11 protein-coding genes and 1 pseudogene are annotated in these 15715 nt (G+C 59.8%); 11 read left to right on the top strand and 1 reads right to left on the bottom strand.

Annotated elements, in window-relative coordinates; translation table 11 throughout:
* The first annotated feature begins 110 nt into the window (after window positions 1-110).
* From rpsF to dnaB, 5 genes are all read left to right on the top strand, one after another.
* Window positions 111-533 (top strand): 30S ribosomal protein S6, encoded by a 423-nt coding sequence (gene rpsF / locus BFQ00_RS22545; RefSeq protein ID WP_003236224.1) that lies wholly within the window; start codon window positions 111-113, stop codon window positions 531-533.
* A 28-nt stretch (window positions 534-561) separates the two neighbouring features.
* Window positions 562-792 carry a 30S ribosomal protein S18 gene (rpsR, locus tag BFQ00_RS22540; RefSeq protein WP_002551829.1) on the top strand — a complete coding sequence of 77 codons (231 nt, stop codon included), beginning with the start codon at window positions 562-564 and terminating at the stop codon, window positions 790-792.
* 36 nt (window positions 793-828) lie between these two features.
* Window positions 829-1722 (top strand): hypothetical protein, encoded by an 894-nt coding sequence (locus BFQ00_RS22535; protein ID WP_065934804.1) that lies wholly within the window; start codon window positions 829-831, stop codon window positions 1720-1722.
* An 18-nt stretch (window positions 1723-1740) separates the two neighbouring features.
* Window positions 1741-2187, top strand: a complete 447-nt coding sequence (gene rplI, locus BFQ00_RS22530; RefSeq protein WP_003171376.1) for a 50S ribosomal protein L9 — start codon at window positions 1741-1743, stop codon at window positions 2185-2187.
* A gap of 110 nt (window positions 2188-2297) precedes the next feature.
* Window positions 2298-3695 carry a replicative DNA helicase gene (gene dnaB, locus BFQ00_RS22525; RefSeq protein ID WP_003188079.1) on the top strand — a complete coding sequence of 466 codons (1398 nt, stop codon included), beginning with the start codon at window positions 2298-2300 and terminating at the stop codon, window positions 3693-3695.
* Window positions 3696-3708: 13 nt separating this feature from the next.
* Here the strand turns inward: dnaB and BFQ00_RS22520 are convergent, their stop codons facing one another.
* Window positions 3709-9588, bottom strand: coding sequence for an NEL-type E3 ubiquitin ligase domain-containing protein (locus BFQ00_RS22520; RefSeq protein WP_170827584.1), 5880 nt, complete (start codon window positions 9586-9588; stop codon window positions 3709-3711).
* Between BFQ00_RS22520 and BFQ00_RS29710 the strand changes: the two genes are divergently transcribed.
* The 6 genes and pseudogenes from BFQ00_RS29710 (at window position 9529) to BFQ00_RS22495 (ending at window position 15396) form a co-directional block, all read left to right on the top strand.
* The gene (locus BFQ00_RS29710) at window positions 9529-9972 is read left to right on the top strand and encodes a hypothetical protein (RefSeq protein WP_170827583.1); all 444 of its coding nucleotides are present in this window, start codon (window positions 9529-9531) and stop codon (window positions 9970-9972) included. The two genes, BFQ00_RS22520 and BFQ00_RS29710, sit on opposite strands and share 60 nt — an antisense overlap.
* Before the next feature lie 352 nt (window positions 9973-10324).
* Complete coding sequence (locus BFQ00_RS22515) at window positions 10325-12628, top strand: YgiQ family radical SAM protein (RefSeq protein ID WP_065883324.1); 2304 nt, start codon at window positions 10325-10327, stop codon at window positions 12626-12628.
* A gap of 245 nt (window positions 12629-12873) precedes the next feature.
* Window positions 12874-13289, top strand: a pseudogene (locus BFQ00_RS22510) (hypothetical protein).
* On the top strand, window positions 13286-13735 hold the full coding sequence (locus tag BFQ00_RS22505) for a hypothetical protein (RefSeq protein WP_065883326.1): 450 nt from the start codon (window positions 13286-13288) through the stop codon (window positions 13733-13735). The pseudogene BFQ00_RS22510 and the gene BFQ00_RS22505 overlap by 4 nt, the downstream one beginning before the upstream one ends.
* A gap of 295 nt (window positions 13736-14030) precedes the next feature.
* Window positions 14031-14954, top strand: a complete 924-nt coding sequence (locus BFQ00_RS22500; RefSeq protein WP_065883328.1) for an NAD synthetase — start codon at window positions 14031-14033, stop codon at window positions 14952-14954.
* Entirely contained in the window at window positions 14947-15396 is a 450-nt protein-coding gene (locus tag BFQ00_RS22495) for a hypothetical protein (RefSeq protein ID WP_065883329.1), read from the top strand. The genes BFQ00_RS22500 and BFQ00_RS22495 overlap by 8 nt, the downstream gene beginning before the upstream one ends.
* Window positions 15397-15715 lie beyond the last annotated feature (319 nt).

Genomic DNA, 15715 nt, shown 5'->3' with positions numbered 1-15715 from the left:
GCCCACCAGGCAGGCACGCATGTGCCTCCCCTGCGGCAAGATCCATAAGTGTCATTCACTCCTTGTCTGACCGTTTTTGAGCGGCAGGCTACAACCCGTAAGGAGCATTCATGCGTCATTACGAAATCATCTTTTTGGTCCACCCGGATCAAAGCGAGCAAGTCGGCGGCATGGTTGAGCGTTACACCAAGCTGATCGAAGAAGACGGCGGCAAAATCCACCGTCTGGAAGATTGGGGCCGTCGTCAACTGGCCTACGCAATCAACAATGTTCACAAGGCTCACTACGTGATGCTGAACGTTGAATGCACCGGCAAGGCCCTGGCCGAGCTGGAAGACAACTTCCGCTACAACGATGCAGTGATCCGTAACCTGGTCATCCGTCGCGAAGAAGCCGTTACCGGCCAATCCGAGATGCTCAAGGCTGAAGAAAACCGCAGTGAGCGCCGTGAGCGTCGCGACCGTCCTGAGCACGAAGGCGCTGATAGCGCTGATAGTGATGACAGCGACAACAGCGATAACGCTGACGAGTAATCCACGGACCTTTTAAGGAGCCTATCAAATGGCACGTTTCTTCCGTCGTCGTAAATTCTGCCGCTTCACCGCTGAAGACGTGAAAGAGATCGATTACAAAGATCTCAACACTCTGAAAGCCTACGTATCCGAGACCGGCAAAATCGTTCCAAGCCGTATCACCGGTACCAAAGCACGTTATCAGCGTCAGCTGGCCACCGCTATCAAGCGCGCCCGCTTCCTGGCCCTGCTGGCCTACACCGACAGCCACGGCCGCTGAGACCGGGCAGTCGACAAGTAGTAAGGGATTGAATGCATGCGCGCCTTAGCTGAGTTCATCATGCGCGGTCGTGTGCAGGCCACTCTGGTAGTGGCTGGCTGTGCGGCATTGCCGTTGCTTTATTGGTTGGGTGCTGCCGCAGGTTGCCTTGTGCTCCTGCGGCGCGGTTTGAAGGACGCCCTGGGCGTTCTTGCCCTGGGTTTGTTGCCGGCCTTGATCTGGTGGCTGCAAATGGGTGATCCACGGGTACTTCTGGTACTGCTGGGGTCATCGAGCCTTGCGTTGGTTCTGCGCGCAAGTGAGTCCTGGGTCCGTACGCTGCTGGTCAGCGTGGCAGTGGGGTTGGTGTACTCAGTGATGCTTGGCGCGGCTTTCCGCCCGCAAATCGAGGCGCTGGCGCAGGAGATCATCAAGATCCTGCCGCTGGCCCTCGGGGATCTCTACCGGCAATTGTCGGTAGATGAGCGAGCGCGGTTTGCGTCACTGATTGCGCCGGTCCTGACCGGCCTGATTGCGGCTTTGCTGCAGGTTGTCAGCGTGCTGAGCCTGATTCTTGGGCGTTATTGGCAGGCGTTGTTGTATAACCCGGGTGGTTTTGGTCGCGAGTTTCGCAGTATCAGGATTCCCGCGGGACCGGCGATGTTGCTGCTGGCGTGCATGGTTGTCGGACCGAACTTCGGTCCACAGATGGCCTTGCTGGCGCCGATTTGCAGCGTACCGCTGGTGTTTGCCGGGCTGGCCCTCATTCATGGGCTGGTGGCGCGAAAGCGCCTGGCCAGGTTCTGGCTGGTGGGGTTGTACGTCACGCTGTTGCTGTTCATGCAGCTGATCTATCCGTTACTCGTGGTCCTGGCCATTGTCGACGGCCTGATTGATTTTCGCGGACGTCTGGCGTCGAAAGATGCCGATAGCGCGAACGGTGAAGGTTAAAAGTTAGAGGATTTTCACATGCAACTGATCCTTCTGGAAAAAGTCGCCAACCTGGGCAACCTGGGCGACAAAGTGAACGTTAAGGCCGGCTACGGTCGTAACTACCTGCTGCCATACGGCAAAGCCACCGCTGCAACCGCTGCCAACCTGGCTGCGTTTGAAGAGCGTCGTGCCGAGCTGGAAAAAGCCGCAGCAGACAAAAAAGCTTCGGCCGAAACTCGCGCTGCCCAACTGGCTGAGCTGGAAGTGACTATCACTGCCACTGCCGGTGACGAAGGCAAGTTGTTCGGTTCGATCGGCACCCACGACATCGCTGATGCACTGACCGCCTCCGGCGTTGAAGTGCAGAAGAGCGAAGTTCGTCTGCCGAACGGCACCATCCGCAACGTAGGCGAATTCGACGTAGCCGTGCACCTGCACGCCGAAGTTGAAGCCACCGTACGCGTTGTCGTGGTAGCAGCTTAAGTCGCACCTAACTGACTGGCACCTCGTGTGCCAGCCGGTTAACATCGGGCACGATCCTGTTTACAGGTCGTGCCTTTTGTTTTTTTACACACCCCAAATTTCAAGTGGCCATGAACGAAATCTCCGCTCCTGAGCAATATGATCTGCAAACCGCTGCCCTGAAGGTGCCGCCGCATTCCATCGAGGCCGAACAGGCCGTGCTCGGTGGCTTGATGCTGGACAACAACGCCTGGGAACGCGTGCTGGATCAAGTCTCGGACGGTGACTTCTATCGCCATGACCACCGCCTGATTTTCCGCGCCATCGCCAAGCTGGCCGACCAGAACTCACCGATCGACGTGGTGACCCTGGCCGAGCAACTGGACAAGGAAGGCCAGACCTCCCAGGTCGGCGGCCTGGGCTACCTCGGTGAGCTGGCGAAGAACACGCCGTCCGTCGCCAACATCAAGGCGTATGCGCAGATCGTCCGCGAGCGCGCCACCTTGCGCCAGTTGATCGGCATCAGCACCGAAATCGCCGACAGCGCCTTCAACCCCGAAGGCCGCACCGCCGCCGAGATCCTCGACGAAGCCGAGCGCCAGATCTTCCAGATCGCCGAAGCCCGTCCGAAAACCGGCGGGCCGGTCAGCGTCAACGACCTGCTGACCAAGGCCATCGACCGCATCGACACCCTGTTCAACACGGATGCGGCGATTACCGGCATTTCCACCGGCTACACCGACCTCGACGAGAAGACCAGCGGCCTGCAGCCGTCCGACTTGATCATCGTCGCCGGCCGTCCGTCGATGGGTAAGACCACCTTCGCAATGAACCTGGTGGAAAACGCCGTACTGCGCAGCGACAAGGCGGTGCTGGTGTACTCCCTCGAGATGCCAGGCGAATCGCTGATCATGCGTATGCTGTCGTCGCTCGGCCGTATCGACCAGACCAAGGTGCGTTCCGGCCAATTGGAAGACGACGACTGGCCACGCCTGACCTCGGCGGTCAACCTGCTCAACGACCGCAAGCTGTTCATCGATGACACCGCCGGTATCAGCCCTTCAGAGATGCGTGCGCGTACCCGCCGCCTGGTGCGTGAACACGGTGACATCGCCCTGATCATGATCGACTACCTGCAGTTGATGCAGATCCCGGGCTCCAGCGGTGACAACCGAACCAACGAGATTTCCGAAATCTCCCGTTCCCTGAAAGCCCTGGCCAAGGAATTCAACTGCCCGGTGGTGGCGCTGTCCCAGCTCAACCGTTCCCTGGAACAACGCCCCAACAAGCGTCCGGTGAACTCCGACTTGCGGGAATCCGGGGCGATCGAGCAGGATGCTGACGTGATCATGTTCGTGTACCGCGACGAGGTGTACCACCCCGAAACGGAACACAAGGGCATCGCCGAGATCATCATCGGCAAGCAGCGGAACGGCCCGATCGGCTTTATTCGCCTGGCGTTCATCGGTAAGTACACGCGCTTCGAGAACCTGGCGCCGGGCAGTTACAACTTCGACGACGACGAGTAACCGCTGGCCGGGATCATTCGGCCAGCACTTGCCGGGTCAGTGTCTGGATCAGCTCGGCTTCTTCGATAGCGAGCTGGGCCTGCTCGTCATCGGTTTGCTTCTTGTAGTCCGCTTCCGGCAGTAGTCCGGCGACAAAACTGTCGCGTAATGCATTCAATCGTTCCTGAGCGGGTTGGCGCTGCGCTTCGAATTGCGCTCGGTATTTGTTGGTTATATAGACCTGCCAGAACTCCCTGGAAACGAGGGCCTGGAATTCCTCAGGTGAATTATCCAGGGCCACGATTTTTTCATAAGCGCTATCCAGCCTGTCCTGAGTGACGTCACCCATCTGGGTAAAGGCCGTCCGCTGAGGCTGTCCGGGCAGTTGGAGGCGATCCTTGAGACCGTAGCGATAAGCCAGCCTGATCTCGACTTCCTCACTCAGGCGCAGGCGATGGGGGCGTTTCCCTTCTTCCGATACCGTCGGATCGTTGACGATCATCTCGCTGCGCTGGATGTCGGCTGAGGCGAACTTGTCCACTTCATGCAAACGGAACAGCCCTCTGGACAATGCCGATAGCGCCTTGCCTTGTGATTGGTCCATGGCCTGACTCAGGGCCCTGTATACCAGGACCGCGACCTCCAGGTTGCCAAACGAGAACGCCGCTCGGTCGCAGCACGCAGGTTCGCCGGCCCGATCGAAAACTTCTCTGCGCAGCTGTTCGGACTCCGGACTGTTTTCGGAGATGGCGTCGATCAACTCCCAGACTCTTCGCCGGTGATCCTGCTGGCCGGTATCCAGTTGCTCCAGGCGCCTGAGCAGGTCGAAGAAAGGCTCCGCTCCCTGCTGTTCGCGCAGCATATTCCATTGCGCCCGCCTGGCGGAAACCTGGGCGGAGGCCAGTCCGTTGGTCAAGCGTCGAAACGACTCGTCGCCCCGATTTCTAAAGGGTGCCGGTGACCTGTTTTCGGTGGATGTGACCACTAGACGGTTCGGCTGCCCCACTTGGGCGAGCCCGGCTGTGATCAACCGTTCTGCGTATTGCGCGACCCGCGTCAACGTTTGATCGGACAATGGATTGCCGGTAACAGAGGTGACGTTATTGAGTCGGGCCGCCTGGGCCAGGAGCGCATCTGTAGGCGCGATGACGGCGTCAGGGATCTCTGTAATCCGGTTGGCGTTCAGGTTGATCGTGTCCAGCAGCGGCTGCTCCGCCAGGCCCGTCGGCCATGTCTCAATGCCTGTGCCCGACAGATTAATCGAGCGGATATCGGGTATCTGGCTGAAGTCGGGGGTCACGCCGAGCTGTTGGTTTCCCTGTAACAAGAGCGCTCTGAGCGTGACGCGTTCCGCCAGGATGCGGGCGGTGTCCGGGGTCAGGCGAATACGGTTGTTATGCAGATACAAGCGCGTGAGGCCGTGCATCTCACCCAATGCCGGGGGAAGGTCCCTGAGCTGATTGTCTGCCAGGTTCAGCCAGCGTACGTGTCGGTATCGCGTCAGGAAGCTTTCCGGGGAAACACTCAGGTTCATATTATTCAGCTTGAGTGAGCCTACGTGGCTGAAGTCTACGTCAAGGTCCGGCAGGCTCGGCAGTGCCAGTCCACTGAGATCGAGTTGCAGGCCGATCGGTGTGCCGTCATTGGCCAGCATCTGTGGTGTTTCTCGTCTCCAGCAACTCAGAATACGAGCTTTAGCGATGTCGCGATCCCCCCGAGTCACTGCATTGGTTGCCAATTGGCCTGCGCGAACGTAGCCCTGACGGCGAACGCCTCCCGAAAAGGCCCAGGCGTCCAACTGTGATTGGAGTTGATTGAACTCAAGTTCCAGCCTGTCCAGCTCTGCCGCCACTGTTCCTTTGGGGAGCCCCCAGAGAAACTCTCGAGTTTGCTTGATGTTCTTGCCCGGATACATCCGCTGATACCTTTCAACCCTTGGATTGCCACAGTCAAACGCGCTGTCGATTGCGTTCTTGATCAGGTTCGGATGGTTTTCATGCAGATTGCGCCAATAGCTGTCGAATTTTCTCCAGTATTTAGCGGGGAAGTCATTGCCTTGCAGCTGCGTGACGTTATTGATCCGGACGATGGCCTCCAATTGATCGATCGGTGGGTTCAGGCATGTTTCAGGCACTGCGCGCAGGCGGTTATTGAGCAGTTTGACGCTTTTCAGGTTGGTTTGACTCAGCAGGCCTGTTGGCCATTGATCGATCTGTGTACTGCTGAGGTCCAGGGTTTGCAGTTTCGGCATGCCACTGAAATCGGGTGTTATCCCCAGCGGGTTTTCCGACAGATCGATATGTTCAAGCTGGGCCAGACCGGCCAATTTTTCAGCGCTGGGTACATCCAGCCTGATCTGGTTCGAGCTCACGTTCAGCGAGGTCAATTGGCTCATTTCGCTGACCGCTGTGGGAAGCCTGTCGAGTTTGGAGTGGGTGATGCTCAGTCGCTCCAGGTTGGAGAAATTGCCCAGGAACGTATCGGCCCCGTCCGACCAGTTGATCGACACAAGATCCAACTTCCGTACATGGCTGAAGTCGGCTTTCAGTCCTGGAAGCGCAGCCGTACCCGGCGGCATCCTGAGTGATGTCCCGGTCTCACGACGCCAGCAGCGTTTGACCTCATCGGTAACGAGCCTGGGCCAGCTTGCAGATTCGGATGCGTTCGCATGCCGCCATGCTTTCAACTCCCTGCCGAGGGTTCTGTATTCGGTTTCTCGTCGAGCCAGTCCGCCGGCAATGTCGTTGCCCAGAGACTGGATAAAGGCGTTGATCTGTCCCTGGTCAAACGACGGAAACAGTGTGTGTACTCGCCGCTGCGGACTGCGCAGTTGATTCAAGAGGGCGCTGGCACTGTCGGCCAATTGCCGAAAGAATGACCAGTCATGCCATTCGCCTCGTACACCCCCCGGAGCACCGACGAGGGCGCTGACCCACACATTGGCGGCATTGCGCCGGATGGCATGGCTTTCACCGAGGCGGCTGCTGTTGTAGACGTTAGCCTCGTCCATCGCTACCGGATCGCCCGGTTTGACGATGCGCCAGACTTTGCCAGTCGCCGAGGAAGCGTCGCGGTCGAGCATGACCCGGTAGGTGCCGTTGTCGATGGTCACGTATCGACGCTCGCCCATGGCGTGGATGCCGTCTGCATCGGCATTGTCTGGCACATGCCAGTGGGGTATCCGGAAAGCACTGATGCTTGAGGTTGATAGCGGCGCCTCCCGCGAAGGTGTGAGGAATTGCGGCAGATGCGCCTGTTGTACGCGCGCCTGTTCAAGCACGTCCTGGGCCAGCACGGCGATGTCGTGGGGCTCAAGGCCCAACTCATTGCGTTGGGTTTCGGTGAGCGCGCGCAGGGTGGCGCCGAGTAGGCTGTTCTGCCCGGCCACGGCCGTTTTCAGTTCGCCACTGCCCTGTAGGTAGCCGGTATATTCAGTGCCGGACTTGACCAGCATGACGAAGCTGTCTGCGTCTTCGCTCCCATAGGTGTCCAGCAGTGAGCCTCGGTGGGTGATCCGCCCGGTCTGATCGGTGGCGCCTTGGTAAACCTTTACACCGAGGTCGCTCGGCCAACCCGGCAAGAGCGTCAGCAGGTTGCAGAACAGGGCCTGGCTGTGCGCGTTGAGCCCGAGGCCGCTCGGGTCCGAAAGTGCGTTGAGCGCCTCAGTGATGGTGCTTTGTTGAATACTCTTGTGAATGGCTTCGCGTACTGGAGCCTCCAGGAACGAGTAAAGGCCGATGTCACGTAGTGCGGGATGAAGCCGTAGCAAATCTGCGGCCATTGCTCGTGACAGGTCCGGAAAGCGACGCCGCAACAGGCTGATGGCGGGGTCACCACCGGCTGTCTGCTCAAACAGTGCCGTGGGTGCAAACCGAGTGGCTGGATGTTGTGCATTCATGTGGTCGCGCAGTCGGCCATCACGTAACGCCTCATACACGGCTGCTTGATGCGTCTGAAGGTGGGCCGCGAGTTTTTTTCTCAGCTCAAGCAATCGGCTCGCCAGGTGGTGCGCTTCACTGCCGTGACCTGCCTGACCCAACGTGCTGGCCGGGATGAGTCGTTCATGTTCCTGCAAGACCTGTTGCATGAGTGAGCCGACCGGCGAGCCAAATGCCGGTGCCAGGTAACGATCACGCCCCTCCTGGCGCAGCTCGATGGTGGCCAATGGTTGTGTGTGGGGCGCGAGCACCGGGGTGTAGCTGGACAGCAAGGTTTTGCCGTCAGGGGTGTACAGCTTGATCGTGCAGGTGCCCAGGTCTGCCAGCAGTGCAGGCATGATCTGGTCGGCGATGGGCGGCAGCGGGCCATCGCTGCGCCCTAGCGCTGTTTGCAGCTGGGTGAGCCCTTCGCGCAGTTGCTGATTCTCGATGGCTTGTGTCAAGGCGACAGGGCTGGGCCGGCGATCGAACCAGATATCCAGCAATTCCTGGCGATCAACGGCCGCGACATCCAACGCGCGCTTGCTGGCGGTCGGGCTCAACGGCAGTTCGCTGGGCGAGATCATGTGCTGCAGCAATTGGGCTTCGTTCAGCGCGCGGGTATCGATGGAGTCGAGTGTCCAGCGGTCATGTTTGGCCGAGTAAGTGACATAGGGGTGAATGCTTGAAGTGCCCGGCATGTCCAGTTGATAGCGCCCGGAGCGCTTCTCGAGGGTGACCTGGGCGAATTTGGTTTGGTTGTCGACCTGCAGCTTGATGTAGCTGCGGCCGCGCTTTTCAAACAGGCCTTGAGGGTTTTGTTCAAGTCCTGTCAGGTAGTTCGGGTCGATTTGTGTGTAGTCGTTGATGAACCACAATCCTGGCTTGCCGTCTGTGGCAATAGCGTAGTTGGGGTTGCCCAGCGCGCTCATCAACCGACGGGTGCGGCGGGCAGACAACTTGGCCGCCGCCCCCTGTAAACGCAGCCCCACCAGCAGGTCAAGAATGTCGCCGACGGCTTGCACCAGCTCTGCCTGCTGGCCCCGGCGCAGCGCCGCAATGGCAGACCAGGCCTGGTAGACGAGGGTGCCCAGCATTGCGACCAGCATGATTTTGCCCAAGCCGGTCACGCCACCGGGGAGCGGAATCAGCAGCATCGACAAGGTCTCGCTGACCAGATAGGTGGCCAACGCAACGGCGGCCTCGCGGTCCGCCATTTTATTGGTGCGCGCCAGTCGGATAAGGTCCGATTGGATTGGCCACGACTGGTAGATCGGCAAGGTGAGGGCGAGGCTGCGGATGTCCGTGCCGATTTTTTCCACCGCCAGTTTTTGCCTGTTTGGGGTCTTGCTGGCAAACAGGTCATACAGGATCCGTGCGTGCCAGGAGAGGTCGTCCCGGTTGACATTCAGCGGTTTGATGAAGGTTCGCAGCTTTTCCTGACTGTTCAGGGAGATGGCCTTCATGAACCAACTGAAGTGTGCCAGCCCCACGTCGTTGCGGATCTGGTTCTGCAGGGCGTCCACGGCTTCTTGCCCAGAGGCGTGCCGCCGTAGTGCGCCGTTGGGGCGGTCCGGGAAATAACTGTAGACGCAAGAACCGTCTGGCGTATCAAAGCGACGAGTGAAAAACGGCAAGGCAATCTTGTCGCCGCCGGCGTCCAGTTGGTAGAGGTCCCAATGCACGCTGGTGTCGAACAGCCAGCTTTTGAGGTCATTGAATTCCCGCTCGCCGATACTCCAGGACTCATTGGTGCGATAGGCGTCCCTCAAAGCGACCAGCAGCTTGGTGCCTTGCAGGCCGGAGAGCGGGGTGGACAGGCGCTTCATGAACTCTTTTTCGATGTAGTCGCTGATGCGCTTGCCGATGTCCACGCTCCTTGCCACACCCACGAACTCTTTGACGCTGATGACGTCGCCGCTGATAGAGCTGGCGCGTTGTTCTTCGGTGGAGAAATACGCGGTAAACCCGAAGTTGCGATACGCGGCCTCCAGCAAGGTGATCGAGCGTTCGTACTCACGTACGCCCAGGTCCTCTTTGTAGATACGCACGTTGTTGCCCAGGCGATCGTTGGCGGGGAGGTCATCCTGGGAGACCGGCAACTGCCGGATCCGCGTCTTCAGGTAGGTAGTACGCGAATTGATGGCCGTGCCGGTTTTGCTCTTCAGCGCGCGCTCCAGAGCGTCGACCATTTGCTGGCTCAGGTCGTCGTAAAGAGCTGTGAGGGCGTTGCCAAGGGTTTGCTCGCGCTCCACCAGCTCTTTGCTCAGGCGCAGGTATTCTTTTTGCTCATCCACGCCCATCTTGCCCATGAAGGCGGTTACGTTTTCCTGTATCAGCTGATAAATCTGTTGTTCGGCCCAGCTTGCATTGGTGAGTAATGCAGGTTGCTCTGCATCAGGGGTGACTGAGTTGGTCATGGTGTGTGCTCAGGAAGAGAGCGCTTGGCATGGCAGCCTGGCAGGCGCTCTGTTGAAAGGACCGAGCGACATTAGGGCGGACAGTATCGAAAGAAGCGGTGCATAAAGCTGTGCGCTGAAAACGCCCCGGCCCTTGCACCGTCAATGACGACGAGTGATCAGCACCCCCATGCGGGCCCTGCCACCAGCAAAACCGGGCTATAAGCGCCGTCGGGCGCGGCGTGGCTAAAAGCCGACCACTGTCGTCGGAATTGGTCAAAATTTGTGCTATATTCCGCGCCCGCGATTTTTCATCTCAACACCGGTCACCGTCATGCAAACAGCCAAGCCGTTATTTGACTATCCCAAGTACTGGGCCGAATGTTTCGGTCCTGCGCCATTCCTGCCGATGAGCAGGGAGGAGATGGATCAGCTTGGCTGGGATTCCTGCGACATCATCATCGTTACCGGTGATGCCTACGTTGATCATCCGTCGTTCGGCATGGCGATCATCGGCCGGCTGCTGGAGTCCCAGGGCTTTCGAGTCGGGATCATCGCCCAGCCGAACTGGCAGTCCAAAGACGACTTCATGAAGCTCGGCGAGCCGAACCTGTTCTTCGGCGTCGCGGCCGGCAACATGGACTCGATGATCAACCGTTACACCGCCGACAAGAAAATCCGCTCCGACGACGCCTACACCCCTGGCGGCATGGCCGGCAAACGCCCGGACCGTGCGAGCCTGGTGTACAGCCAGCGTTGCAAGGAAGCCTACAAGAACGTGCCGATCGTGCTGGGCGGTATCGAAGCCTCCCTACGCCGCATCGCCCACTACGACTATTGGCAGGACCGTGTGCGCAACTCGATCCTGATCGACGCCACCGCCGATATCCTGCTGTACGGCAACGCCGAGCGGGCCATCGTCGAAGTGGCCCAGCGCCTGTCGTGGGGCCACAAGATCGAAGACATCACTGACGTGCGCGGCACCGCGTTCATTCGCCGTGACACCCCGGCGGGCTGGTACGAAGTGGACTCCACGCGCATCGACCGCCCGGGCAAGGTCGACAAGATCATCAACCCGTACGTCAACACCCAGGACACCCAGGCCTGCGCCATCGAGCAGGAGAAAGGGCCGGTTGATGATCCGGACGAGGCCAAGGTGGTGCAGATCCTGGCCAGCCCGCGCATGACCCGCGACAAGACCGTGATCCGCCTGCCGTCGGTGGAAAAGGTCCGTGGCGACGCGGTGCTGTATGCCCACGCCAACCGCGTGCTGCACCTGGAAACCAACCCGGGCAACGCCCGTGCCCTGGTGCAGAAGCATGGTGAAGTGGACGTGTGGTTCAACCCGCCGCCCATTCCGATGACCACCGAAGAAATGGACTACGTGTTCGGCATGCCTTACGCCCGTGTCCCGCACCCGGCGTACGGCAAGGAGAAGATCCCGGCCTACGACATGATCCGCTTCTCGGTGAACATCATGCGTGGCTGCTTCGGCGGCTGCACTTTCTGCTCGATCACCGAGCACGAAGGCCGCATCATCCAGAACCGTTCCGAAGAGTCGATCATTCGCGAGATCGAAGAGATCCGCGACAAGGTGCCTGGCTTTACCGGCGTGATCTCCGACCTCGGCGGGCCAACCGCGAACATGTATCGCATCGCCTGCAAGAGCCCGGAAATCGAATCCGCGTGCCGCAAGCCGTCGTGCGTGTTCCCGGGTATCTGCCCGAACCTGAACACCGACCACTCGTCGCTGATCCAACTGTACCGCAGCGCCCGTGCGTTGCCGGGTGTGAAGAAGATTTTGATCGCCTCCGGCCTGCGCTACGACCTGGCCGTCGAGTCGCCGGAATACGTCAAGGAACTGGTGACCCACCACGTCGGTGGCTACCTGAAGATCGCCCCGGAGCATACCGAGGAAGGTCCGCTCAACCAGATGATGAAACCGGGCATCGGCAGCTATGACAAGTTCAAGCGCATGTTCGAGAAGTACACCAAGGAAGCGGGCAAGGAGCAGTACCTGATCCCGTACTTCATCGCCGCCCACCCCGGCACCACCGATGAAGACATGATGAACCTGGCACTGTGGCTCAAGGGCAACGGCTTCCGTGCCGACCAGGTGCAGGCGTTCTATCCGTCGCCGATGGCCACCGCCACCGCGATGTACCACTCGGGCAAGAACCCGCTGCGCAAGGTCACCTACAAGAGTGATGCGGTGACCATCGTCAAGAGCGAAGAGCAGCGCCGTCTGCACAAGGCGTTCCTGCGCTACCACGATCCGAAAGGCTGGCCAATGCTGCGTGAAGCGCTGACCCGCATGGGCCGCGCCGACCTGATCGGGCCGGGCAAGGACCAACTGATTCCGCTGCACCAGCCGAGCACCGACAGCTACCAGAGCGCGCGTCGCAAGAACTCGACGCCGGCCGGCAGCCACAAGGTCGCCAGGGAAACCACCACCAAAATCCTCACCCAGCACACCGGCCTGCCACCGCGTGGCAGCGACGGCAGCAACCCGTGGGACAAGCGCGAACAAGCCAAAGCGGCGGCGCAGGCGCGCAACAAGCAGGCGGCGAAGGAACGTACCGATGCGGCGAAGGGCAAAGGCGGCAAGCCTGTGCGCAAGCCGGTGGTGCCGCGTTGATCGCAGCCTGATCTGCCAAACGCCAGCCTCGTGCTGGCGTTTTGCTTTCTAGTCGGTGGTGAGCCTGTTTGGTATGGTGGCGCCTATCAGATTGCTATCGGGGGCAAGCCCCCTCCCACACTTGACTGAGTTCCAGCATAAGAATGCGGTCGAATGTGGGAGGGGGCTTGCCCCCGATAGCGTCAGTCCAGTCTCCACCCTTTCAAGGAAGAACACCCCATGGGCAACCCCTGGCCGGCATCGGCATGGACTCCAACCGCTCCCGGTTCATGGCGCGCCAGCGCATTGAAAGTCAGATCAACCTGCCACGGCTGTTCGCGGCCATCCCCGTGAAGGACGCTTCCAGAAGGAGACATTTGATATGGGTCTTTCCTGCGGCGCAGCGGTGATCGGCTGGATCGTTGTATTCAGCGGCAGCGTCGCTGTGCCGTTCACTGCCGGTGCCAGTGCGTTTGTGGTGGGTATCGGCGTCACTGCGGCGCTGGCGAGCAGCGCCCAATGCGGATTTGGCTACAGCTCCACCGAAATCCGCCACGCCACGCTGACCCAATTGAAAGATGCGCTGGGCGGCCTATTGGGCATCGCCGGTAGCTATCGAACCGGGCATGTCGGTACGACCAGCACCATTGCGATCGGCTTGTACGAGGATTTGACCGAATGAGCGGCTTCCCCGATATGCGCAGTTTTCTCGCCCGTTATTTTCCGGTGTTCATGGGCACCGTCTTCACGGCGATCTTCTCCGGCTCGGTCGCAGTTTCCACGGCGGGCGTGACCTATTTGCGTGGGGTAGAGCCAGCGCTCAAGTCCAGCTATTCGGGGGCTGCGATTCTGCTGCTGGTGGTGGTGCTGGTGTTTGGCAACGTGATGATCGCGCGTGGCTATCCCTGGGCGGCCAGGCTGGTGGCGGGATACCTCGGCGCATGCCTGTTGTTCGTCTTGCCGATGATTCAGTACGACCTCAACCGCCTGGTGTACGGCTCGGCGGTGTTGTTCCCACTGCTGGGCTTGCTGTTGCTAAACAGCAAGCGCCACCGCGAAATGCGTCAGCGGCTACTTGAAATACGGCGCCTGCGACAGGCCGTCGTTGCCCAGCGTAGAGCCCGTTGATTGGGTAGATTCACCACCTGTGTTCGCACCCTCATCAGGAAGTCTGGCCCGCGTTGCGATCTCGCGCTAAACCAGCCGGCCGCCCAGGCTTGTAAAGCGCCAGTCTCGGCTTGGCGTTTGCTTTGTGGTCGGTGGTGAGCCTGTTTGGTAAGGTGGCACCCATTAGATTGCCATCGGGAGCAAGCCCCCTCCCACACTTGACTGAGTTCCAGCATGAGAATGTGGTCGAATGTGGGAGGGGGCTTGCCCCCGATAGCGTCAGTTCAGTCACCCCCCTTCAAGGACGAGCACCTCCATGAGCAACCCCCTGCTCAGCATCGGCATGGACTCCAACCGCTCCCAGTTCATGGCGCGACAGCGCATTGAAAGCCAGATCAACCTGCCGCGGCTGTTCGCGGCCATTGACGCAGACCCCGGCATTGTTGGTGCGGGCGTGGTGTATATCGACGCCGACTTCAACGTGGTGACCCTGCGTGAGTTCCAGCCTATCTGCAGCATTGCCCCCAAGCGCGTTATTTTGCGTGAGGCGCAGAAATACATCGCCCCGGCGCAGTTTGCGCAACAGGTCCAGGACAACCCCCGCGAATCGCGCCTGGTGGGGGAGGCGATCAACACCTCCCTATCCTGCGCGGGCGCGATTATCGGTTGGATCGTTGTGCTCAGCGGCACCGTTGCTGTGCCGTTCACGGCGGGCGCCAGCACTGTGATTACGGCCATCGGCTATACCGCTGCCACGGCCAGCACGCTCCAGTGTTTTGCCAGCGGCTATCGCGTCAGCAATGAGATCAGCGACCCCTCCAAAAATGACAAGCTTGATAGCTCGCAGTGGTACCAGTACACGATGATCGCGCTGGACGCGGCGTCGTTGATCGGGGTCGGTGCATCGACGTTGACCACGGTAAAACTGGTGCGGTTGAACCAGGCGACCACCGGCAAAAGCGTGCGGGACGTGCTGCGCGGATTGAACCGGCAAGAGCGCGCCAAGCTTACCAAGGAGCTGCTCAGCATCAAGGACCCGCGCATGAGCGCCAAAATGCTCAAGTTGAAGCAGCTGTCCGGCGAGACGACCAAGCGGTTCACGCCCGCTCAGGTCAGGCATGCCACAGTGACCCAGATACAGGATGCATTGGGCGCGGCCATCGGCTTTACCGGCAGCGCAATTTCCGGGAATGTGCGCACCATTGCCGTGGGGCTGTATGAGGAAATGAGCGATGAATGAGCTACCTGGTATTCGCAGTTTTCTGGCGCAGTACTTTCCGGTCTTCATGGGCGCTATTTTCGCGGCGGTGTTCAGCCTTGTGTTTGCGGTGCCACTGATTTTCGACAGTTATTTCCCAAGCTTGCCGATGGACGACAACCTCAAGTATTCCTTCCTGGGTGGCCTCGCGCTGACGTGGGGCATCGTGCAGTGCAATTTCATGATCGCCCGCGGGCGACCGCAGTGGGTATGGCCGCTGGCGGCGCTGCTCGCACTCTGTGTTCTGGCGGTACTGCCCACTATTGCCTTTGGTCCTCATCCTCTGTCCTATGGATTGAGCCTGCTGTTTCCGCTGCTCGGGTTGTTGCTGCTCAACAGCAAACGCCACCGCCAAATGCGCCGCAAACTGGTCGAAGTCCGCCGCCTGCGCCAGACCATGACTGCCCAACATAAACGCCGTTGATTGGGTAGATTCACCACCTGTGTTCGCACCTTCACCAGAAGGTCTGGCCCGCTTTAGGATATCTCGCTAAACCAGCCGGCCGCCCTGACCTGTAAAGCGCCAGTCTCGGGTTGGCGTTTCGCTTTGTGGTCGGTGGTGAACCCGTTTGATAGGGTGGCGCCCATTGAATGGCTATCGCGGGCAAGCCCCCCTCCCACACTTGACTGAGTTCCAGCATGAGAATGCAGTCGAATGTGGGAGGGGGCTTGCCCCCGATAGCGTCCTTTCAGTCTCTACCTCTTCAAGGAAGAACACCCCATGGGCAACCCCCTGGCCAAAG

Origin of the sequence: Pseudomonas sp. 28 E 9 (assembly GCF_900004785.1) — a bacterium.
GTDB lineage: Bacteria > Pseudomonadota > Gammaproteobacteria > Pseudomonadales > Pseudomonadaceae > Aquipseudomonas > Aquipseudomonas orientalis_A.
The sequence above is the reverse complement of the archived record's forward strand: the minus strand, read 5'-3'. Positions and strand labels throughout refer to the sequence as shown.